17 protein-coding genes are annotated in these 21597 nt (G+C 48.9%); 10 read left to right on the top strand and 7 right to left on the bottom strand.

All coding sequences use genetic code 11. The features are described from left to right. Positions 1 to 2 precede the first annotated feature (2 nt). Positions 3 to 1370: an EcsC family protein gene (locus H6F90_RS22750; protein WP_190554415.1), complete on the bottom strand. Its 1368-nt coding sequence runs from the start codon at positions 1368 to 1370 to the stop codon at positions 3 to 5. A 230-nt stretch (positions 1371 to 1600) separates the two neighbouring features. Further along, on the bottom strand, positions 1601 to 2413 hold the full coding sequence (locus H6F90_RS22745) for a hypothetical protein (RefSeq protein WP_190554414.1): 813 nt from the start codon (positions 2411 to 2413) through the stop codon (positions 1601 to 1603). Positions 2414 to 2570: 157 nt separating this feature from the next. Here H6F90_RS22745 and H6F90_RS22740 point away from each other — a divergent pair, with 157 nt between their 5' ends. From H6F90_RS22740 to H6F90_RS22725, 4 genes are all read left to right on the top strand, one after another. Next, complete coding sequence (locus tag H6F90_RS22740; RefSeq protein ID WP_190554413.1) at positions 2571 to 4160, top strand: glycoside hydrolase family 57 protein; 1590 nt, start codon at positions 2571 to 2573, stop codon at positions 4158 to 4160. Between the two features lie 236 nt (positions 4161 to 4396). Then, complete coding sequence (locus tag H6F90_RS22735; protein ID WP_190554412.1) at positions 4397 to 5677, top strand: ARC6/PARC6 family protein; 1281 nt, start codon at positions 4397 to 4399, stop codon at positions 5675 to 5677. 24 nt (positions 5678 to 5701) lie between these two features. Beyond that, entirely contained in the window at positions 5702 to 6133 is a 432-nt protein-coding gene (locus H6F90_RS22730; protein WP_242016724.1) for a surface-adhesin E family protein, read from the top strand. Positions 6134 to 6511: 378 nt separating this feature from the next. Beyond that, a complete protein-coding gene (locus H6F90_RS22725) occupies positions 6512 to 7771 on the top strand; it encodes an S-layer homology domain-containing protein (protein WP_190554411.1) in 1260 nt (419 codons plus the stop codon). A 160-nt stretch (positions 7772 to 7931) separates the two neighbouring features. Here the strand turns inward: H6F90_RS22725 and H6F90_RS30855 are convergent, their stop codons facing one another. Continuing rightward, the gene (locus H6F90_RS30855) at positions 7932 to 9434 is read right to left on the bottom strand and encodes a GAF domain-containing sensor histidine kinase (protein WP_190554410.1); all 1503 of its coding nucleotides are present in this window, start codon (positions 9432 to 9434) and stop codon (positions 7932 to 7934) included. Positions 9435 to 9787: 353 nt separating this feature from the next. Between H6F90_RS30855 and H6F90_RS22715 the strand changes: the two genes are divergently transcribed. Continuing rightward, positions 9788 to 10105, top strand: coding sequence for a DUF3155 domain-containing protein (locus tag H6F90_RS22715; RefSeq protein WP_190431260.1), 318 nt, complete (start codon positions 9788 to 9790; stop codon positions 10103 to 10105). A gap of 174 nt (positions 10106 to 10279) precedes the next feature. On the opposite strand, the gene H6F90_RS22710 is transcribed toward H6F90_RS22715, so the two are convergent. Both H6F90_RS22710 and H6F90_RS22705 read right to left on the bottom strand, forming a co-directional pair. Beyond that, complete coding sequence (locus H6F90_RS22710; RefSeq protein ID WP_190554409.1) at positions 10280 to 10813, bottom strand: cofactor assembly of complex C subunit B; 534 nt, start codon at positions 10811 to 10813, stop codon at positions 10280 to 10282. A gap of 168 nt (positions 10814 to 10981) precedes the next feature. Further along, a complete protein-coding gene (locus H6F90_RS22705) occupies positions 10982 to 11344 on the bottom strand; it encodes a PadR family transcriptional regulator (RefSeq protein WP_190431957.1) in 363 nt (120 codons plus the stop codon). Positions 11345 to 12025: 681 nt separating this feature from the next. On the opposite strand from H6F90_RS22705, the gene H6F90_RS22700 reads away from it, so the two are divergent. Next, positions 12026 to 12610 (top strand): DUF3611 family protein, encoded by a 585-nt coding sequence (locus tag H6F90_RS22700; RefSeq protein WP_190431258.1) that lies wholly within the window; start codon positions 12026 to 12028, stop codon positions 12608 to 12610. A gap of 28 nt (positions 12611 to 12638) precedes the next feature. On the opposite strand, the gene H6F90_RS22695 is transcribed toward H6F90_RS22700, so the two are convergent. Then, positions 12639 to 13544: a fructosamine kinase family protein gene (locus H6F90_RS22695; RefSeq protein ID WP_190554408.1), complete on the bottom strand. Its 906-nt coding sequence runs from the start codon at positions 13542 to 13544 to the stop codon at positions 12639 to 12641. Between the two features lie 20 nt (positions 13545 to 13564). After that, complete coding sequence (locus tag H6F90_RS22690; protein WP_190554407.1) at positions 13565 to 14872, bottom strand: pitrilysin family protein; 1308 nt, start codon at positions 14870 to 14872, stop codon at positions 13565 to 13567. A gap of 63 nt (positions 14873 to 14935) precedes the next feature. Between H6F90_RS22690 and H6F90_RS22685 the strand changes: the two genes are divergently transcribed. The 4 genes from H6F90_RS22685 (at position 14936) to H6F90_RS22670 (ending at position 21590) form a co-directional block, all read left to right on the top strand. Then, positions 14936 to 15109, top strand: a complete 174-nt coding sequence (locus tag H6F90_RS22685) for a hypothetical protein (RefSeq protein ID WP_190431255.1) — start codon at positions 14936 to 14938, stop codon at positions 15107 to 15109. A gap of 290 nt (positions 15110 to 15399) precedes the next feature. Then, positions 15400 to 16914: a C-3',4' desaturase CrtD gene (gene crtD, locus H6F90_RS22680; protein WP_190554406.1), complete on the top strand. Its 1515-nt coding sequence runs from the start codon at positions 15400 to 15402 to the stop codon at positions 16912 to 16914. Positions 16915 to 16949: 35 nt separating this feature from the next. Then, a complete protein-coding gene (locus tag H6F90_RS22675) occupies positions 16950 to 19277 on the top strand; it encodes a glycosyltransferase family 41 protein (RefSeq protein WP_190554405.1) in 2328 nt (775 codons plus the stop codon). A gap of 63 nt (positions 19278 to 19340) precedes the next feature. After that, positions 19341 to 21590 carry a tetratricopeptide repeat protein gene (locus H6F90_RS22670; RefSeq protein ID WP_190554404.1) on the top strand — a complete coding sequence of 750 codons (2250 nt, stop codon included), beginning with the start codon at positions 19341 to 19343 and terminating at the stop codon, positions 21588 to 21590. Positions 21591 to 21597: the final 7 nt, after the last annotated feature.

Here is a 21597-nt window from a genome sequence, read left to right as displayed (position 1 = left end):
CACTAACCAGCGTCGTCTTGACAGGCTGCATGATCCGAGGATTCAATCTCAAATTTTTCGGCGATACTTTCCAAAATCTTAGCTTCTTGGGGTGTGACCTTGCCATTTTGACAGGCAATTTTTCGGCTCTGGGTTAATAGAGGTACGGCAAAATCGGGATTGAGTTGATTCAGCAGAAGATATAAAGGTTGGGGATTTTGCAAATTTTCGGCGATGGTCTTTAGAGATGAAGGATGTATATTGAGCGTTTTCAGGGTCGGTAGAATTTCGTCCCAAGAGCGTTTGTCGGTCCCGGCTAAAATCATATGCACCAAAACTTGATCCATAATCGCTTGCTGAGCGATCGCCACTTGCAAATACTCTTGGCTCGCTTGCTGCACTTCAGAGAGTTTGGCGTCTGAGACATCTTCGTTGAGTTGGGCTTCGTAAAAGCGGCAAGCTGCGTAACCCAGCGAGTACAGCATGGCAGCATTCGCACTCGCCCCTACCAAGGCTCCGGCGATCGGCGTATTTCGCAGTAATCCTAGCCCCAGCTTGAGCGCACGGCCCCCACCCAAAGCCACCCCGAAAATAGCTAGAATCTCGCCTTTACGAGCTGGGTCACGTAGGTCTAAGCCATAGGCTGCGGCAATTTGGTAGACCATTTCGGCCTGCAAAGCCATGTTCGCTGCTAAGTCTACTGTCAGAAGCGCTGTGGCAACGCCCGGAATCATGCTGGTTGCTAGACCCACGCCCCCTGCATACACCGCTTTCTGCATCATGAGCGTATGAGAAATTTGGCTAGGGCTATGGTTGGGGTGCTGGCGTCGCAAGTCCTGAACAGCAGCCTCAGCTTTCGCTAAATCAACCTGATTGGTGGCATCTAGCAACCAACCCCAATTAAGGCGAGTGCCAACTTTGCGTAAAACTGGGTTATTGCCGACGAAGGCTGCGGCTTCTCCTGCCCCTTGAGTTGCCTGAGTCAAGAGTTGCTGAGTTTGCTTAGCTGTGATTTCCCCCAGTTCGACGGCAGCTTTACCCGCTTGAAGGCCAGCTTTTAGAGTCGTATGGGCGATCGCACCTCCCACTCCTGTAGCTGTGCTTCGAGCTGCCTTCCCAACTTGATTGGCCCGATTACTGACCGTATCACTCAGATTGTGCAGATTGTGAGTTACGGCTGACCACAGCGAGGCGTGTTGCTTGGCAGGAAGCTCTGCGATTCCATCTTCTGCATCTATCGGTGCATCTATTGGTAGCTGTGCCTCTGCGATCGCTTCTGGAGTATCTAGGGTAGATACAACCTCCGGAGCAGCAGCTGCATTCTGACCAGTCACATTTGTGGGAGGCGTATTGACGGGAGGAGTGGAAGAATTGGCGGCATGATCAGTCATGATCAAGGGTGCTCCAGACGACTAAGTAGGCAAAACTGAGCATCGCTCTCACGACTGCTAGCTATATCGGCGACTCTCACAGATCTATTAAAGGTTGACCCAGACTACTTCTTCATCTCCTCTGAGTCAGAAAAAGTACGGCGTTCCTATCACTTTTGATACTCTAACTTTTGCAGTCAAATCTATTAATTTAGACAGATCCATATCCGCTCTATGCAGAATCTATTGGTTTACTGGTCCAATACTACTTGCGGTACCTGGGTAGCTTTAGCAGCATCTAATACACGACTGTCTAGTTTTTGAGCAACTTGACCTACTGAAATCACGGGTTTGTCGCCGTCAAGATACATAATCCAAAGAAACGCGCCGATTTGGTTTCGCCGGAAGACGACTAACTCGATTCGCATTGGAATAGTTTGAATGTTACTCGTAAAGCCGAAGCCTGCGATCGCATTACCAATACCATCTAAGTTCTTCAAAGCGCCTTTGTTGGAAATTTTAATGCCAGCTGCACCCTGTTGAAATCCTTGGGCAAATTGCTCTAGAAAACCAGCTTGCCGTAGTTCTGAGTCAAAAGCAGCTTGTGCTTCTGGTGTCGATAGGGGGGTGGTGAAGCCGATGATGTATTCGAAATGTTCGGCTTCTTGGAACGCAAACAAGCTTTCAGTTTCATACCCGCCTGCCGACAAGCTTTGGCTCAGTTCTGTCAGCTCTGGTCCTGAGAGTGGCTGAAACCCAGGTGGCAAGTCTTGCAACATCAGGGTTGGTTTAGTTGGTTTGCTGTTTTGAGCTTGATCGAGCGCAACCTCATCAGCAACTAAGAGCGATCGCGGCTGAGTTTGGGCTGGCAGTGGCGTCTGCACTGGGGCTAGAAAAGCTTTGGAACTTCCAGCTTGAGCTGTTTGACTTGCCCACAGACTGCTCGTGACCACCCAAACAACAAAGAGAACAGACTTTTGCATATCAGAGAAACTTCCCGGCATTACAACAGGTGGGTGAACAATAAAAAACAGCGATCGCGCTGAGTTGCTAGACTGAGCCACTGCTATCAACCGCTAAGTTGCTTCTCAAGATACTTTTCTAGGTGTAGACAGCACAGCCTTCCCCGGTAAGTTACTTGTTGTCGTAATTTCGCTTTACAATCTTTGCATCCTGTAAGTCCGAATTCCGAATCAAACAACGGTCTATCCTAGAATTTCTATGAGCATCGGATATCTTGCCCTCGTCCTGCACGCGCACCTACCTTTTGTCAGACACCCCGAAAGTGACTACGTTCTGGAAGAAGAGTGGTTGTATGAAGCAATTATTGAAACTTACGTGCCCTTGTTGCGGGTATTCGAAGGCTTAAAACGGGATGGGGTTGACTTCAAAATCACGATGAGTATGACGCCGCCCCTGGTGTCTATGCTGCGTGACCCACTATTACAGGAACGCTTTGATCACCATCTCGCTCAACTAGAAGAGTTATTAGAGAAGGAAATTGATCACAACGAGCACAACGGGCATATTCGTTACCTCGCCGAATACTACGCCAAAGAATTTAAGGAAGTTCGGCAAACCTGGGAGCACTACGATCGCGATTTAGTTAAAGGATTTAAACAGTTTCTAGATAGCAATAACTTAGAAATTATTACCTGCGGGGCAACTCACGGCTACTTCCCGCTCATGAAGATGTATCCGCAAGCCGTGTGGGCCCAAATTAAAGTCGCTTGCGAGCATTACGAAGAAAACTTCGGTCAACCGCCCAAAGGCATCTGGCTCCCAGAATGCGCCTACTACGAAGGAGTAGAGCGGATGCTGGCCGACGCAGGGCTGCGCTACTTCCTCACCGATGGCCACGGTATTCTCTACGCTCGCCCTCGGCCCCGGTTTGGTACTTATGCCCCCATCTTTACTGAAACTGGGGTTGCTGCTTTTGGACGGGACCATGAGTCTTCGCAGCAGGTATGGTCTTCGGAAGTGGGCTATCCTGGTGCACCGGAATACCGCGAGTTTTACAAAGATTTGGGCTGGGAAGCCGATTACGACTACATCAAGCCCTACATTATGCCCAACGGCCAGCGCAAGAACGTAGGCATTAAGTACCACAAGATTACTGGACGCGGGCTGGGTTTAGGGGACAAAGCTTTGTACGACCCCTATTGGGCGAAGGAAAAAGCGGCAGACCACGCCAGCAACTTTATGTTCAACCGTCAGCGTCAGGTGGAGCACTTGCATGGCATTATGCAGCGACCGCCGATCATTGTGTCACCCTATGATGCTGAACTCTTTGGTCACTGGTGGTACGAAGGTCCTTGGTTTATTGACTACCTGTTCCGCAAGTCTTGGTACGACCAGCAAACCTATCAGATGACCCACTTAGCCGACTACCTGCGCTTAAACCCAACTCAGCAGGTTTGTAAGCCCTCGCAGTCAAGCTGGGGCTACAAAGGCTTCCACGAATACTGGTTAAATGAAACCAACGCCTGGATCTACCCGCATTTGCACAAAGCGGCGGAGCGGATGATTGAATTGGGCAAACGAGAGCCTGCCGATGAACTAGAGTGGCGTGCCCTCAACCAAGCCGCTCGCGAACTGCTGCTGGCGCAATCTTCTGACTGGGCCTTCATTATGCGGACTGGGACAATGGTGCCCTATGCGGTCCGCCGGACGCGATCGCACCTGATGCGCTTTAACAAACTCTACGACGACCTAAACCAAGGCAAAGTTGATTCAGGCTGGCTAGAAAAAGTTGAGGAGATTGACAACATCTTCCCCAGCATCAACTACCGCGCCTATCGACCGCTTTAACCAACTCGTGTAATGGCCCGAATGGATTTATCTATATCTTAATAGGGGTGGATTGAGCCATAGACCTCCAGTAGTTCAGGGAGATCTGGGCATCAAATCCACCCTTTTTTTAGGATGGTACTCACCTGGAACTTACTAATCTCCCTCAGGGTCTGTCTGATGAGGGAAAGACAAATTTGTATAATTGCTTTAACTTCTACTATTGCGAGTTGCTTAGAGTTGGTACGAGGCAAGCTATGAAGTTATTTCTGGGTGGACTGATTGTCAGTTTGGGACTGTGGACTTTGCCAGCGCAAGCGCAAGTCTCGAGCGCTCAGGTAAACGCACTCGTAGAAGCAATTCGACAAGCCGCTCCGCAAACCGGAACCTCTCAGGATGGTTTGTACAGCGATTGGCAAGTGCAGCCGGGAAATATTCCTCGTTGGGCAAAATTTTGTACGGGTCGAGAAGTGACTCCAGAACAATTTGGCGCTAACGCCAACACGGCGCGGACTATTATCACCTGCATCATCAAAGATGCCTTGCAAGATGAGTATCCTGCGAGTGGCAATAGTGAAGCGATCGCAGTGCAACGAGTCGCCGCTTGGTGGATGACGGGCGATTCAACCCGCTACACCAACGCCGCCACCAGTCCTTATACCAACAAAGTGCTTAGTCTTTATCAGAAACTGAAGTCACCCAACGCCGCCTCTAGACCTGGGGCTGCTTCTAGGAACGCCGCTTCTACTTCTAATTCTGCTTCTACCTCCTCTACGTCTGCTAATGCGGCTTCCCCTGCTTCTCAAAACGAATATGAGCGCTACATGCAGGCTGGCTATGCCGCAACCAAGAAGGGAGACTACCCTTCAGCGCTGTTGAACTTTAAGCGAGCCGTGGATGAGCGCCCGAATGATACCTATGCTCAAAAGGCAGTTCAGAATGTAGAGGGATATCTAACCCGGAGCCGTTCTGGCTCGGCCCCTACTAAACAAAACTCTGCTCAGCCACCAGCCACCCAACCTGCGAGGAACCAAAATGGCTCCTCCCCGAAAACCTCAGGAGTGGTAGTGCCCACTCAGACAGGCGCAGCCAACAATGCAGCTCTCTCACAGAATCAAGCGGTGGGGCTGATTACAGAATGGCTGGCAGCCAAGTCACGCATTTTCGCTCCTCCTTTCGATCGGCAACCTGTGCAGCAGTTCACCACGGGAGAACTGTATGGTTCCTTGGTTAGGGACGATGGCGCGATCGCCTGGCTCAAAGACAACCAAGCTTACTACCGCTTTGGCGTGCAGAAAGTAGAGTCGGTCGAGCGATTTGTGGCTGACCAAAACAAAGCCACGGTAGAGCTAAAAATCACTGAAGACCGCACCCTGTACCGTGACGGCAAAGTTGATCCGAGCCAAACCGATTTCCAAACCAGACTGGTTCGCTATAGCTTGGAATCAATCGATGGAGCCTGGAAAATTGCCGATTATAAAACCGTGGATGGTTCAGTTTTAGAACGTGCGGTTGGCACCAACGCCCAGGACAATTAAACATAGCCGTTCCTGAAAGACTCAATGCTTATGCGACATTTGCTCAAATTAGCTGTGACTGCCGCTCTACTGGCTCACGCTCCCACAGCCTTAGCCGAAAAATGGGTCCAAGTCACCGTCAACTCAGTGGGCGATCGCTTTCTAGTCGATGCCAGTTCCATTGAGAATCGCAGCGGTAGCGTGTGGTATTGGGAGTACCGTGACTTCAAGCAGCCTAACAACGTGTTTCTAGATTCCCCAGTCAACCAACCTGTTTACGGCGCTGTAATTTACCGCTCTGTAGACTGCAAGGCAGGCACTACTCGGCTACGACGGCTCACCGCCTACGACAAGAGCCGCAAAGTGCTCCAGAAGTTTGACTATAGCGATCGCGGTAGACTCGCTAACCCTGCCACAGGCAGTAGTGCCAAAGCAGTTATTAATTACGTTTGCGCCAACGCGCCCCAAGCAGGGTAAGCACAAGATTTATAAGACGGATGGCGATCGCTGTCCTATCAATGGGTCCTAATCAATGGGGGTTGAACTTGCTTCAGCTCCCATTTTTGCTTTGGTGCCCGAATTTGGGTCAGAGCACTTGTATCCCTTTTACTAGGAACCCTAAAATTGGCCGCTTAAATTCTCCGTATTGGAGAAACTAATTGAGTTCCCCATACGTCCATAAGCTAAGAATGTCAAATGTCAACTTAGGCCAGAAATTGCAGGATTCTAGGTAATTTGTCATTGAAATCACTGAATTTCTAACCCTAGATAGTTTTAGGAACAAATTACCTCTAATAAGGTCTAGTTGATTAAGATAACGGATTTGCTTCTTGTTTTTTGGAGAACGCCCTCAATATGTCTAGCTTCAACCGTTGGCAGTCTGGAACCGCTGCATTTTTAGCCCTGAGCACCATTGCCGGCGCATCTGCCCCAATGGTTATGATGATGCCTGCTCAAGCACAAACCACTAGCTTTTCTGACGTTTCTTCTAGCTATTGGGCCGCTAGTTTTATTCGTGAACTCTCTGAGCGAGATGTCATCGCTGGATTCCCTGATGGCACATTCCGTCCCGACGAGCCTGTAACTCGCGCTCAGTTCGCGGCCATGATCCGCAAAGCCTTTAGTCGGTCTCAAGAGCGGTCTGCTGTAAATTTTGTGGACGTATCTCAGAGCTATTGGGCCTATAGCGCGATTCAGGAAGCCTATACAACTGGCTTCCTAGCTGGCTACCCTGGTAACGTCTTCCGACCCAACCAAAATATTCCTCGTGTTCAAGTTTTGGTTTCCTTGGCAAACGGCTTAGACTACTCCGTTAGCACTGAAGTAGAAACCGTCTTGCAACAGTACTACACTGATGCAGCTGAAGTTCCCAGCTACGCTCGGAGCAGCGTCGCGGCGGCCACAGACAAGCAGATTGTGGTTAACTACCCCAACATCAGACTGCTGAATCCTAACGAAGTCGCGACCAGAGCTGAAGTTGCAGCTTTTATTTACCAAGCTTTGGTTAGCTCTGGACAAGCAACGGCCATCACCTCTCCCTATGTCGTAGGCCAGCGTCCCCCTGTCCAGACGCCAACTCAAGTCAGAATTCCTTCTGGCACCACCATTCCGGTGAAATATGGCGAAGCTGAGAGAATTTTAGTCACGCCCGATGAAACCGCGCCTTTGACTCTCACAGTTGCTCAAAACATCACCACTTCTCAAGGGACCGTACTCATTCCATCGGGAAGCCGAGTAGTTGGTGAGTTGCGCCCCGCTGAAGGTGGTTCTCAGTTCGTTGCCCGAGAACTCGTCTTGGCCAGTGGTCAGCGAATTCAACTGAATGCTAGCTCTGAAGTAATCACCACGACTGAAGAGGTGCGTAAGGGCGCTAGTGCGGGCACCATCGTCAAGGATGCCGCTTTGGGTGCTGCTGCTGCCGCAGCGGTGGCTGCTGTGACTGGAGACCGAGCGATCGCCACGGAAGAAGTGTTGGGTGGTGCTGGCATCGGTGGTCTGATCGGACTCTTCCTAGGCCGCGATCGCGTTACCTTGATTCGAGTTGATCCCGACCAAGACCTGAATCTAACGCTGAACTCTGATTTGGTTCTCCCCACCGGTTCTACCAATCAGTAAGCTCAATTAGCGGCATAAGCGCCATAGTTAAACTGCAAACATTTCAGTTTGACTTAAGCACTCCAATTTAGATACGCAACTTCCCACTCAACCAAACAGCGATCGTGACCTTCGTAGTTGCGATCGTTTTTGTTTAGCAGCTTTTTGTTTGAGGGCTTTTTTAGGCGGCTTTGGCCGTTGAAGCTAGCGGTAACCAAACGACAAAAGCGGTTCCTGGTCCTACCGCAAGGGGGAGAGGCCGCACAAAATGCACAATGCTGCTTTGCTGCGCGGGGCTAAACACTTGAATCTCGCCTTGCATTTGCTGCACCAAATCATGGGCGATCGCTAAGCCCAACCCAGTCCCCGGAATCCCAGTCTGGGCTTGTACCCCCCGGTAGTGCCGCTCAAACAAATGCGCTAGATCTTGAGGAGGAATCCCTGGTCCTGTATCCCAGATAGCAATGCCTAACCAGTCAGCATGGCTGCGGGGTAGGGGCACAGACCAGCCTGTACTGACTTCCACATAGACTTGCCCTTGCGCGGGTGTATATTTCAGGGCATTGTCCAACAGGTTGCTTAATACTTCTCGGAGCGCCTTGGCATTGGCTTTCACCCAAGGCAAGTCAGATGGAATATGGGTATACAATACTAGTTCTCGTTCTTGGGCGATCGCGCTAGCCGAAGCAACCAAAGGCTCTAGGATACTAGCGATCGCGCAGGGCTCTAGCTTGAGATTGGCACCTGTCAGAAATCCAGCCGCGGGCAGTAAAGGCACAGAAGGCCCAGATCGAATACTACTCGCCCGATTGACACTTGACTCAGAGCGGTCAATGGCAAAGTCAACCGACGACTCAAACTGCGAACTGGCAGGCACAGCGCTATTGGGTGGTGTAGAACTATCTGTCTGAGCAGGAGCGAGTGTTAAAGGCGTTGAATCAGCTCTACCCAAATCAATGGCTTGATCGAACTGTTGTAACAACTCCTGTAAGCGATCGCTCTCCCGCACAATACTACTGGCCACATCCCGGTTTGGGTCTCCAGTGCCAAGGCGTCGCAGCAAGAGCTTGCCAAAGGTTCGCATCGCCGTTAAGGGATTGCGAAACTGATGTAACAAGGTGTCGAACAGATTATATTGCTGAGCCTGGAGCCGTCGCTGTTGATGCTGTTCCCGTTCTAGCCATTGACTACGTTGGTCTAAGACACAGCCCAACGCTAAGGTATGGGCCACTTGTTCAATTTGCGATCGCTCTTGTTCACTCCAAGCGCGATCGTCTCGCTCGGTCACGAGCAGTCCCATCACCATGCCCTCATGCATCAAAGGCAATACAACTTGGCGTTGGTGCTGTAAAGCCTCGTTATGGAATTGCTCTGGATTGGGGCCAACTTCATCCTCTGCCAAGAACGGTGGGCTCAAAGCAGACTGAGTAGACGTAGCAGGGCTAGCATCTGCCGCTAGCAAGCGCGGCAGTGTTGCTTCTGCGGCAGGCAATAAAAAGTGCTCATCATCCCAAGCAGCAGCGCTCTCAGGATAAGCCACTACTGGAATTAGCTTGGCCTCAGTGCCATCCGCCATTTCTTCGGTCAGGTAAACCACGCTGAGAGAGGCTCCTAACCCCTGGGTCAAGAGCTCTACCTGAGCGCGACAAAGCGCCACAAATTCTGAGCTAGTAGGTATCAGCATGCAGACAGTCGCAGATGGTTTACCTCAAAACAAACCCTTCTACATTCCCTGAACTAACGCTCCGTTGTAGAGCATGTTTTGCCACCATATACATCTATCTATCGGCTCTTTATGAGTTTCTAGTCTGGTTTTGTGTTTTTAATATAAAGAATTTCAAAGTCTTATTAAGATTATTAGGCGTTCATCCGGCTGATAGGACCTTTCAAAAGGTCTATCTAGTCTTTGTTGAAGCCAGTTGTAGAGTTTTGTATCAACGACTTAAAAGAAGTTGAAATTTTGAACTCAAGCCGATATACTTGCGACGGTTTTGTAACTATCACTACACCTGTCGGCAGAAAGAGGAGGTATCGAGATTGGCCAGGAGACGCAAGCGCAAAAGTCGTCGTCGCCTAGAAGGGCGCAGGATTCTGGAGTTAGTGCCTCAGTTTAGCATTGAAAGTGGCGAAGAAAAACCAGTTACAGCTGCTCGAAAATTCATTCAAGCACAAGCTATTCTTCCCCCAGCTTTGCTACTTGTAAGGCGGAACGAGCATACCACGGACCGGTACTTCTGGGCTGAAAAAGGGCTCTTCAGTGCGCAGTATGTCGAAGAGAACCATTTCTTGTTTCCCAGTTTGAGAGTATTGATTGGTGATACAGAAGATGCACCTGTGGCTGTCACCAGTCACTAAAGCTCAATTGGTCGAGCTTGCAAATGAGTCTGTTGGGAACATTTAATACTTTGCTGACACGGGAAATCAGTTGGACTGATATAAACAAGGACCCCACTCAAACCACAACGTTTGAATGGGGTCATTTGATTTAGCCCTCAAGCTTTCTCTAGATGGTAGGGCAGGAGAAGCAAATTAGTCACAAGCTCTTAAGTTAAGGGCTCGCTGCAATTCAGCCAACTCATCTCGATGAGCTGTGACTGTAACGCGGCTCCAAGATTGAGACTCTTCTGATTCAAGGGGTTCAATCTTGAGGGAAACTTGTTCTGGACGTTTCGCTTTTTGCCAGTAAAAGAAGCCTGCTAGAGGTGCCATAAGCACAGTCCCTAGCAAAATCTGGGTCAATCCAGGCAAAAGCATTGACAGTACTAGAGCCAAGCACAAAATGCCTGCAGCAGCCAATATCGTTAAAAAGACGGCCAAAAACCAGCTAGGCCGTACTACACCTTGAAATGTTACTTGGTTTTGGGCTGGATCGAGAGCTGCAACTTTGTAGGCACGTTGGTCAAAGTATTGTTGCACTCGGTTGAGTAACGATTCCTCTGCCTGTTCTGCAATCAGTTGTACTGCTCGCGTTCTGTCTTTGACGGAAGCTCGAATGAAAAACATGAGACCCACCACCATCAGTAAGGTCATCACGAATATAGATGGCAGAATGGCAGCGTTCATAAAGATGGGGTAGGAACAACAAACGATATCCCTATACTTTACATAAGTATAGAAAGGTTTTAATCTGCTTCTAGTTGGTAGTAGGTGAGACCGCACAACCTTAGCTCTGTTTGGGACTAGCGCGATCGCAGCCTTACGACAGATTCTAGGAACTACGGCCCACCAAGCTTAGTTGTTGTCACCGGGTGGCAAGTTGCCAGTTGCATATCCTTGCCAGAGACGAGATAATTCTTGAGCCCGCTCAGACCACTCTGGACGAATTTGATACATCCGGCGTGGCCGTCCGCGTCCTTCTACCTTGCGCCAATAACCCTGGATGGCTCCTTCATCCTCCAGAAATTTTAGAGCGCTATAAAGGACTGTATCTGAGAGACGGTAGGTGCGATACTCGTTCTCTAAAAGTTGAATCAACTCGGTTCCGTAAGAATCCCCTCGCTGCAATACTGACAGGACGTAACAAACGGCGAGTTCTTTATTGAGATAGATCGGTGGGGGATCTTGGAAAAACTGGTAGATATCTTCAAATCGCATGGTTAAACCCATAATTAATCAATCCACTTTAAAGCTAGGGTGTTGACGTTACAGTCTTAGACAACAGCAATAGCGCAAGAGTGCCAACCCATCTGATTAGTCCTCTGTTGCTATCTATTTGCCCTTAGTTGGTGTAAGCCTGTGGTGCCTAAACTCGCGGCTAGTTTCTAGAACAGTGAGCTTGGCATGACTTAAAGGAGAGTAGATGCATATTCTCGAAAAGCTCTAGATAGTGCCGTTAACTCTCACACTAGATTCAGAGAGTCATGTTGAATTTAGCTTGGTAATTACAGACTAGAGTGCCCGTCCTTCATCCCCTCTACTCAAGTAATTAGAGGGCGTAATATTAATTCTAGACATTTAATTCTGAGTTCGTCTGCCAGATTTTCATCAGATTTCACCTTTCATCCAAATGGATGATCTGCATGGATTAAAATCTGAGGAGCAACTAAGGGTATAGGCGAGGTTAAGGATAGCAATTAGGGTTGCAGAATAGAGAAATAGGCTGGATTAGAGCGATCGCTCTGTAGGCAATTCATCACTTTGCAACTCTTACCCAAGGTCGTTAAAACAATTTTTTTGACCTACCCCACAAATGGCTGAGCCTGATAACAAATAAAGTTATGCTTTAGTTACCTTGGATAGATGAACAGCCAGGTTATTACGCCCGTTTAGAGCATCATGTTGAATCAGCCAGACTCTTCTGCAATTCCTCCTGCAATTCGTCAAATTGCCACTAACTTTCGCTGGACTGGCTGGATTAGCCTTAGTATCCAAGCAGTCTTAGGGGTTGTTTCTACCGGGGTTTTAATTCTGGCTAGCTTTAGCGGGCGAGCTGGAGCGGCTTCCAATGCCACGCGAGCGGGGACTGGCTTTGGCATTTTCTTTGCTGTCTGTGGATTGGTGGCTTTAGGGATCAGCATCTATTGGTCATTTCGATATGTGCGGATCTCTCGTCAACTACGAGCGCCTAATACTAGCCTGCGCCCTAGTAAGGCAGATACGATTCAACTTTTACAACTTGGCATTGTGCTCAATCTGGTTGGCATGTTGTTGACCATTGTAGGAGCAGAGGCCATTGTCGGTGGCTTGATTGCCCGAGCGATCGCCCAGCCTCAAAATTCTCCTCTTTTATATGGTGTAAATAATATTCCGACTATTCAGCCCCTCGACTTTTTTGTGGTGCAAGCTAACACGAATACGATCGCGGGTCACTTTGCGGGACTGGTTTCTTCTTTTTGGCTGCTAAATCGGGTTAATCGCTAGAAATTCTCCGAGCCAGGGGTAGCAGTGCCTAGGCTAAGATTTGCTCAATCATCCGGTTGGCTTGTGATTCGTAGCTGCCGCCAAAGAGATTGAAGTGGTTTAAGACGTGGTAGAGGTTATAGAGCGTTTTTCGCTGTTTGTAGCCTGCCTCTAGAGGCCAAGCTTGGTTGTAGCCTTGGTAGAACTCCGGTGGAAAGCCCCCAAATAGTTCGGTCATGGCGATGTCTACCTCGCGATCGCCAAAATAGGTAGCAGGATCAAAAATCACAGGTTCGCCAGTTGCAGCCACCGCAGCGTTACCCGACCATAAGTCTCCATGCACGAGAGCAGGTTGCGGCTGGTGATTAGCTAGCAGTTCAGGAATAGCGGCTAGTAACCGATCCTGCTGAGGAAAGTGCCCTCCCCGTCGCTGAGCTAGTTTTAACTGATGACCAATGCGGTGTTGAGTAAAAAATTCTGCCCAATCTTTTGTCCAAGGATTGATTTGGGGCGTGGAACCAATGGTGTTAGGGCGATCCCAACCGAAACCCGCTGGACTGGTTACTTGGTGCATGGCAGCTAACTGGCGGCCCATTGCTGCCCAAGACTGGCGATCGCCCCGTCCCAACTCAATCCACTCCAAGACTATATAAGCGGAGTTTTCTGCCACGCCCCAACAAATCGGTTCAGGAACCCGGATCGTCGGCTGGATTCGCATTTGTTGTAGCCCTAAAGCCTCGGCCTCGAACATAGCAACCTGGGCCGCTTGATTTAACTTGACAAAGTAAGTACAAGCAGTTGGGTCAGATGACTTGCCAGAGCTAGGCTTGCCCTTCAGATAACCCTGTAGAGCGTAGCCTTGGTTTATACAACCGCCCCCTACAGAGCGCTGATTGCTGACTTGGAATTCGTATCCTGTAGCTTGAGTGATCTGGGCAGCGATGGTCGTCCACATAACGCTGGTTAGACTCTGATTTAGGCTGCAGGTTTCAGTACCACTACTCCGTAAGCATCGGTGGATAGGTAGCGCTGGGCCGAGGCTTGCAAACTGACCGCATCCAACGCTTGAATGTGCGCGGGGTAGTTGAGGGCTGGAGCCAAATCTCCCACCATTGCTTGGTAGTAGCCATACAAGCTAGCGCGATCGCTGGGGGTTTCGTTGCCAAAGATGAATCGATTCGCTACTTGAGTCCGAACGCGGGCAATCTCTGCTTCGGTGACGGGCTCAGTTTGAATTCGACGGATATGCTCGGCGATCGCGGCTTCTACGACTGGGATATTTTCCGCTGGCAGCTGGGCCGAGATGTAGAAGGCTCCCTGCATCTCAAAAGTGATATTGCTGGCAGCAATGCTGGTGACAAGCCCTTTCTCTTCCCGCAGATCGCGGATTAAGCGAGCCGTGCGGCCTTGACCCAAAATGGTGGCCAAGATATCCAGCGCATAGGTTTCTTGGAGATCGGCTAATCCAGGGGCGCGCCACGCCATTACCAAACGAGCTTGCTGCAAGCTATCATCTACGACTTCTTGCCGCACAATTCGGTCAAAGGCAGGCTCTAGGCTGTAGCTGGGCAAATCGTGGAGAGAAGATTGAGCGGCGATCGCGGGCCGATGCGCTTGTACCTGGGCGAGGGATGTTTCCACAATCTGGATCAGCTCCTCTACAGGCAAATTGCCTACCACTGCCGCAGTCATCGAGTGGGGCTGATAATGCTGGGTGTGGAAGTCCCGCATTTGCTGGGGAGTTAGTTGCTCAATGACAGAACTAGGGCCAAGCACGGGACGGCGATAAGGTAACTTCTCGAAAGCGACTTCCATCGCTTTGGCAAAAGTACGGCGACGCGGATTATCGTCTGAGCGGCGAATTTCCTCTAAAATCACTGATCGCTCTCGCTCAAAGGCTTCATCTGCAATTTCTGCATTCAGCACCACATCCATTTGTAAAGGTGCTAGCTCGGCAAAGTCTTTGGGAGCCGTCGTGATGTAGTAATGGGTATAGTCTTGGCTGGTGGCAGCGTTCGTCACTGCGCCCCGCTCCTCAATCAAGCGCTCAAATTCTCCACTCGCTAGCTGCGCGGTTCCCTTGAACACCATGTGCTCTAGAAAATGGGCCATGCCATTAATGGCATCAGTCTCAATCGCTGAGCCTACATTCAGCCAGAGGTTGAGGTTGACCGCTTCAATCGGTAGCTGCTCTGCAACGATCGTCAGGCCATTCGCTAAGCGACGAACCGTGGGTGCGTTCAGTCGGGGAGCCTGGGGCGATTTGATCAGGGTTGGGGTCATGAATCTTCCGAACAAGCTGAGTTCTTCATCTATCTTAGTAAGCGCAGGAGTGCTGTTAGCTAAATGATTACAAGTCCACAACAATTCGTGAAATTGCTAGTGGAGCTGAAGCGATCGCTAAGCAGAACAAAACCAACGCTAAAGAAACTGCATGAAATTCGACATGGCATCCGCCAAGCAGCAGCCAAAACCACGACGGTGAGAAGATGCAATGGCCGTCTGAGCGATTCGGTGTGAGTCTAACAAACCCTGAGTTTAATTGGGGTTCAATTTGGGCAACCATTTCTACCGCCACTATAGTCTGAGCACCCTCTGAGAACTGAGCCGTTTCTTCAAGATTCCATGTAGAAACGATTTGTATTTGTTGAAGTTGGTTTGCTGCACTGCCTCTAATGCGTTATCAGCAGGGCGATCGCTGGTTTTAATGTAAGTTCAAGACGGCAGTTCAAAACCCCCTTTCGTTCCAGAAAAAACAGCACCTGCCTATAATTTATTAAGAAATATAAAGAAGTTAAGAATTTGCGTTTATGGGCAGCAAGGGCGATCGCGTGGTTGTGGTAGGAGCAGGCATTGGCGGTCTGACCACAGCCGCATTACTGGCTCATCGTGGTTATCAAGTTCTTGTTTTAGACCAAGCGTTAGTGCCGGGGGGCTGTGCTTCTACCTTTAAGCGTCGCGGCTTTACCTTTGATGTGGGAGCGACTCAAGTTGCGGGGTTAGAACCGGGCGGCATTCATCATCGGATTTTTAGTGAGCTAGAAATTGAGCCTCCGGAGGCAACACCCTGCGACCCTGCCTGCGCCGTTTTGCTCCCAGGTGAAACTGATCCGATTAATGTTTGGCGCGATCCAGACCAGTGGCGAGCTGAGCGACAGCGACAATTTCCGGGCAGCGAACCGTTTTGGCAACTTTTAGCTGATTTGTTTCGCTACAGTTGGGCGTTCCAAGGGCGCGATCCCATTTTGCCGCCCCGCAATATTTGGGATTTTTGGCAGCTCACCAAGGCAGTCCGTCCTGATACGCTTCTAACTTTGCCCCATACTTTTTCGACGGTGGGTGATGCGTTGCGTGGCTATCGGCTAGCTGACAATTTGCGGCTACGAACTTTCTTAGATTTGCAACTGAAGCTTTACTCCCAAGTAGACGCGGAGAACACAGCTCTGCTTTACGCAGCTACAGCTTTAGGAGTGTCTCAAGCGCCCCACGGGTTGTTTCACTTACAGGGCAGTATGCAGGTGCTCAGCGATCGCTTGGTGCAAGCTCTAGAGCGAGATGGGGGCCGTTTACTGATGCGCCACAGCGTCGAGCAAATTCACGTAGAAGCAGGGGTGGTGAAAGCAGTCACGATTCGCAACCAGAAAACCAATGACGTTTGGACAGAACCCGCTGATCAGGTGGTGGCAAATGTCACGGTGCAAAACTTGGTGCCGCTGCTGAGCGAAGCCATTCCTTTGGGTTACCAACAACGAGTTGATAAATTGCCTCAAGCGTCTGGAGCGTTTGTGATTTATCTCGGCGTGGAGCAAAGTGCCATTCCTGACGGATGCCCGCCCCATCTTCAGTTTCTCTACGATTACGATGGGCCAATTGGGGAAAATAACTCGTTGTTTGTCTCGGTGAGCCATCCTGGGGATGGCCGTGCCCCAGAAGGCCAGGCTACTATCGTGGCTTCTTCTTTTACCGATCCGACGCTGTGGTGGCAGTGCCCCGACTATGAAAGCTTGAAGCAGCAATATACCGAAACAGCGATCGCTCGGCTGGGTCAATTCTTCCACCTAACCCCAGAGCGCATCCTGCACCAAGAATCGGCCACGCCCCGAACTTTTGCCCACTACACCGGACGCGAACAGGGCATTGTAGGTGGGATTGGGCAGCGAGTCAGCACCTTTGGCCCCTTCGGGTTTGCCAACCGCACGCCGATTCAGAAGCTTTGGTTGGTAGGTGACTCCACTCATCCGGGCGAAGGCACCGCAGGAGTTAGTTACTCAGCTCTGACAGTTGTTCGGCAAATTGAGGCAAACTCAGAGAAGGGCAGGTCGTGAGCTTGCCATGATTTCTCTGGCGATCGCGAATTCCTATGGAGTCAACTTGGGCAGCGCGGCATCGTGAAGCAGTCTCCCTTCAAGCACAGGGACGCTTTCAAGCAGCAGAGCAGCAATATCAGGCCATTTTGCGAGTCCAGAGTCAAGCAGACGCAGTTTGGCACGATTTGGGCTGGCTTTATTACCAAACGGGGCAGTACCAATTAGCGGCTCAAGCGCTGCTGAAAGCTCTCGAACTCAATCGCCAACAAGCTAGCTATCACTACAAATTAGGCTTAGTTCTGGAGAAACTAGGCGATCGCGATCAGGCGGTCCAAGCCCACCGAAACGCTATTCAACTCGATGAAAAATTGAGTGATGCCTACAGCGAACTAGGGCGATTGTTGATGGCATCCAATAAGCTCGATGAAGCGGAAGGGGTGTATCAGCAGGCGATCGCCGTTCATCCCCAGCAAGCTCAGAGCTATTTCCAGCTAGGTCAAGTGCTGGCGGCTAAAGCTCAATTTCCAGAAGCGATTAAAGCTTATGAAGTAGCGCATCAGCTCAATCCTGCCGACCCCCAGACTTTGCAAGAATTGGGTCAAGCTTTGGATCTACAAGCTAGTCGCTATCAAGCCAGAGCCGCTTTTTTCTTGGGTTCCAGCTTCTACTGCCAAGAAAAGTATGCAGCAGCAGCAGAGCAATACCAGGAATTCATCCACATTCCCAACCCTGAAGCCGCCGCCCCAACAATGCAGCGGGCTTATAAGTACTTGGGAGAATGCTTACAAAAGCTAGAGCAATCTGCCGAGGCGATCGCTCTGTATTACCAAGGGATTCAAAGCTATCCAGAAGCTAGTGAGTTTTACTACGAGCTGATAGCACTGCTGCAAAATTCTGGACGAACGAAGGAAGCGATCGCGTTTGCTACTCAGGGCTTACAACATCTTCCTGACGATCTTCATCTGTTGCGGGCACAGCAACTAATGCTCCCCATTTTGTATCAGAATGCAGCCGAGATTGAACAGTGGAGAGAGCATTTTATTTCAGGGTTAAATTACTTAGTAAAAACTATTGATTTAACAACACCTGAAGCAGCCCAAAAAGCGCTTTTAGGAATTGGCTACCAAACTAATTTTTATTTGCAATATCAAGGTCAAGATGATTTAGTGCTCCAGGTTCAGTATGGGCAGCTAATGCATCAAATTATAGCTGCCAACTATCCTGATTGGGTCAAACCACTTCAGGCACAACCTCATTTCTTACAGTCTAATCAGCAACGAAAAATCCGAGTTGGTTATATTTCAAGTTTCCTGTGGCAGCATACAGTTGGCAAACTTTTTATTGGCTGGATTCGTCATCATAATTCAGACCAATTTGAGCTGTACTGCTATCACCTGGGGCAAGCGGTTGACCAGGTAACAGAGCAAATCCGCCAGCATAGTTATGAGTTCAATCATTTATCTTTGCAAGAGGTTCTAGAGGCAGACTTTCAAAATATTGGAAGCAAAATTCGGGCCGATCAACTCGATATTTTGGTGTTCCTAGACATTGGCATGCATCCTTTTGTGACCTCACTGGCTGGATTGCGCCTCGCCCCAATTCAATGTGTCACTTGGGGACATCCGATTACCTCTGGTTCCCCCACAATCGATTATTTCCTTTCTAGTGACTTGATGGAGCCAGAAACCGCAGAAGCTCACTACTCAGAGAAGTTAGTGCGTCTGCCCAATATCGGTATTAGTTACACCAAACCACAACTGCCACCCCTCACTAAATCACGGCCGGATTTTCAGATTCCGCAAGATGCAATCGCCTATTTGTGCTGCCAATCTTTATTCAAATATCTCCCTCAATACGATTACATTTTTCCGGCGATCGCTCAGCAGGTACCGCAAGCTCAATTCATTTTTATTTCTGGTTTTGATCCAGAATTAACTCAGCAATTTGAACAACGTTTAGAAGCTGCTTTTGCCCAATATCATCTTAACTACCGATCGCATTGTGTGATTTTGCCGAAGCAAAGCCAAACTGACTATTGGCAAATTAATTTGCTGTCAGACATTTTTCTAGATACTTTTACTTGGTCTGGCGGCAACACTACCTTGGAAGCGATCGCCTGTAACTTACCTATCGTCACTTGCCCCGGCGAGTTTATGCGAGGACGGCATTCTTACGCGATTTTGCAGAGATTGGGTGTAACTGCAACAATTGCTAAAGACGAAGCCGCATACATTGAAATAGCCGTTAAATTGGGTTTGGATTGTGATTGGCGAAGTCAAGTTGTGCAGCAAATGAGCGATCGCCAGTCATTTCTTTATGATGATTTAACCTGTGTCAAAGCTTTAGAGGACTTCTATCAGCGCGTCATTGGGAACCACTAAAGCAATAAGTTTTGGTCATTATAACTACTTCTAGTTTAGAGCTGCCTAGGGTAAAAGAACAGCATGGGAAATTGGCAAATTTTGTATCAGGAAGCAACAGCTCTACAAAAGCAAAATTCATTGACAGCAGCAGAACAGAAATATCAGCAAGCTCTACAATTAGAGCCTAAGCAAGCAGAAATCTGGAGTGACTTAGGACATCTTTATTATCAAATGGGTCGTCATCAAGAGGCTTTTTCAACGCTATCACAAGCGTTAGAAATCAGCCGCTTCACGGCTCTGCATCATTACCGTTTAGGTATGGTATTTGAGCAACTTCAGCAAACCGAATCAGCGATTCAAGCTTATGAAAACACGATCAAGCTAGATGCCAACTTGGTAGAGGCTTACTTAGCTTTAGGACGAATCTTCGTTACTCAATCACAGTTTGACGCTGCTATTAGCAACTATTTAATTGCTCACGATCGCAATCCTCGTGATGTCAAAATTTTAAGTGATTTAGGGCAAGCCTATGAATTGCAAGCTAATGAATCAGAGTTGAGGTCTGATTTTTATCTAGGATTTAGCTATTACCGTCAAGGGAATTATGCAGCCGCGATCGCTCCTTACGAGAAGTTTCTCGCATCTCTGACGCCAGCAATCGCCTCAGAGGCCATTGAGCGAGTGTATCGTTATTTAGGCGACTCCTTGCAACGCCTCAATCACTCCCAGAGAGCCGCCGAAATTTATCAGGCCGCAGTAAAACAGTATTCCCAAAAGCCTGACTTTCACATTAATCTGATTGCAGCTTTACGGAACAGCGGCCAAACGAGAAGTGCGATCGCCGCAGCCGCTACAGCCGCTCAACTCTTTCCGGATATGGTGCTGTTTGAGCGCGATCGCCACCTAGTTTTGCCAATTCTGTACGAGTCAAGCACAGAGATCTCAACTTATCGACAGCAGTTTAACCAAGGTTTAGCTCAGCTGATTCAATATGTGCAATCAAGAGCTGATGTTAATAGTGCAGAAAGTCGCGCTGTTTTTTTGAGGGGCTTAGGGTCTCAAACCAATTTCTATTTGCATTACCAAGGCCAAAATGATCTGGAGCAGCAAGTTCAATTTGCTCAGTTACTTCATCAACTAATGGCTGTGCAATATCCTGAATTGATGCAACCTTTAGCGACTAAAAAACCAAGTGTTAGGCAAAAAATTCGGGTTGGTTATGCCTCTGCTTGTATGTGGAAGCAAACAGTTGGAGTGCTATTTTTAGGCTGGTTGCGGCATAGCGATCGCCAAAACTTTGAGATTTACTCCTATCACTTGCATCCCCATTCCGATGAGCATACGGAAAAATTCCGAGCTTCTAGTGATGTTTTTCGTCATCTACCTGTTAAGGAAGCGATCGAATTGGATTACATCCAAGCAGTCGGTGAACAAATCAGAAAAGACGAGCTTGATATTTTAGTGTTTCTGGATGTAGGAATGCATCCTTATATGAGCTTATTTTCTAGCCTACGTCTGGCTCCAGTTCAATGCGTTACTTGGGGACATCCAGTTACTACAGGCTCTCCCACTATTGACTATTTCTTATCAAGTGAATTGATGGAACCTGAAGATGGAGATAAACACTATTCAGAAGAACTAGTACGTTTACCTAATATTAGTATTGCCTACAGTCCACCTGACCTAAGTGAAGCCACAAAAACTCGCGCTGATTTTGGCTTGCGAGAAGATGCAGTTCTCTATTTATCCTGTCAAACCCTATTCAAATATCTCCCTCAATACGATTACATTTTTGCCGCGATCGCTCAACAAGTACCGCAAGCACAATTTGTTTTTATTTCGCACAAAAGTGCTGCGATTACTGAAAAGTTCTCTCAGCGTTTAGAGCGAGCTTTTGCTCAGTATGGCCTCAAAAGCCCTGACTACTGCGCGATTTTGCCTCGCCAAGGGCACAATAGCTACTTAAGCTTAAATCGCATTGCTGACGTGTTTCTAGATACGTTTAGTTGGTCAGGAGGCAATACTGCTCTAGAGGCGATCGCTTGTCAGTTACCTGTGGTGACTTGCCTTGGAAAAATGATGCGTAGCCGCCACTCCTACGCCGTGCTCAAACAATTAGGAGTGACAGAGGCGATCGCTGCTAACGAGACAGAATACATTCAAATTGCAGCTCGTTTAGGTCTAGACCCAAAGTGGCGTCATCAAGTTTCCCAAAAAATTAAGGCTGCCCGCTCCCGCCTTTATGACGATATTACCTGTGTGAAAGCCTTAGAGAATTTTTATCAGCAAGTCGTTCATCAACAAGCTTCTTTAGCTTCCAATTCAAGATGACTTTGAA

Source organism: Trichocoleus sp. FACHB-591 (assembly GCF_014695845.1).
Taxonomy (GTDB): domain Bacteria; phylum Cyanobacteriota; class Cyanobacteriia; order FACHB-46; family FACHB-46; genus Trichocoleus.
This window is presented reverse-complemented; position numbering and strand designations above follow the sequence as displayed.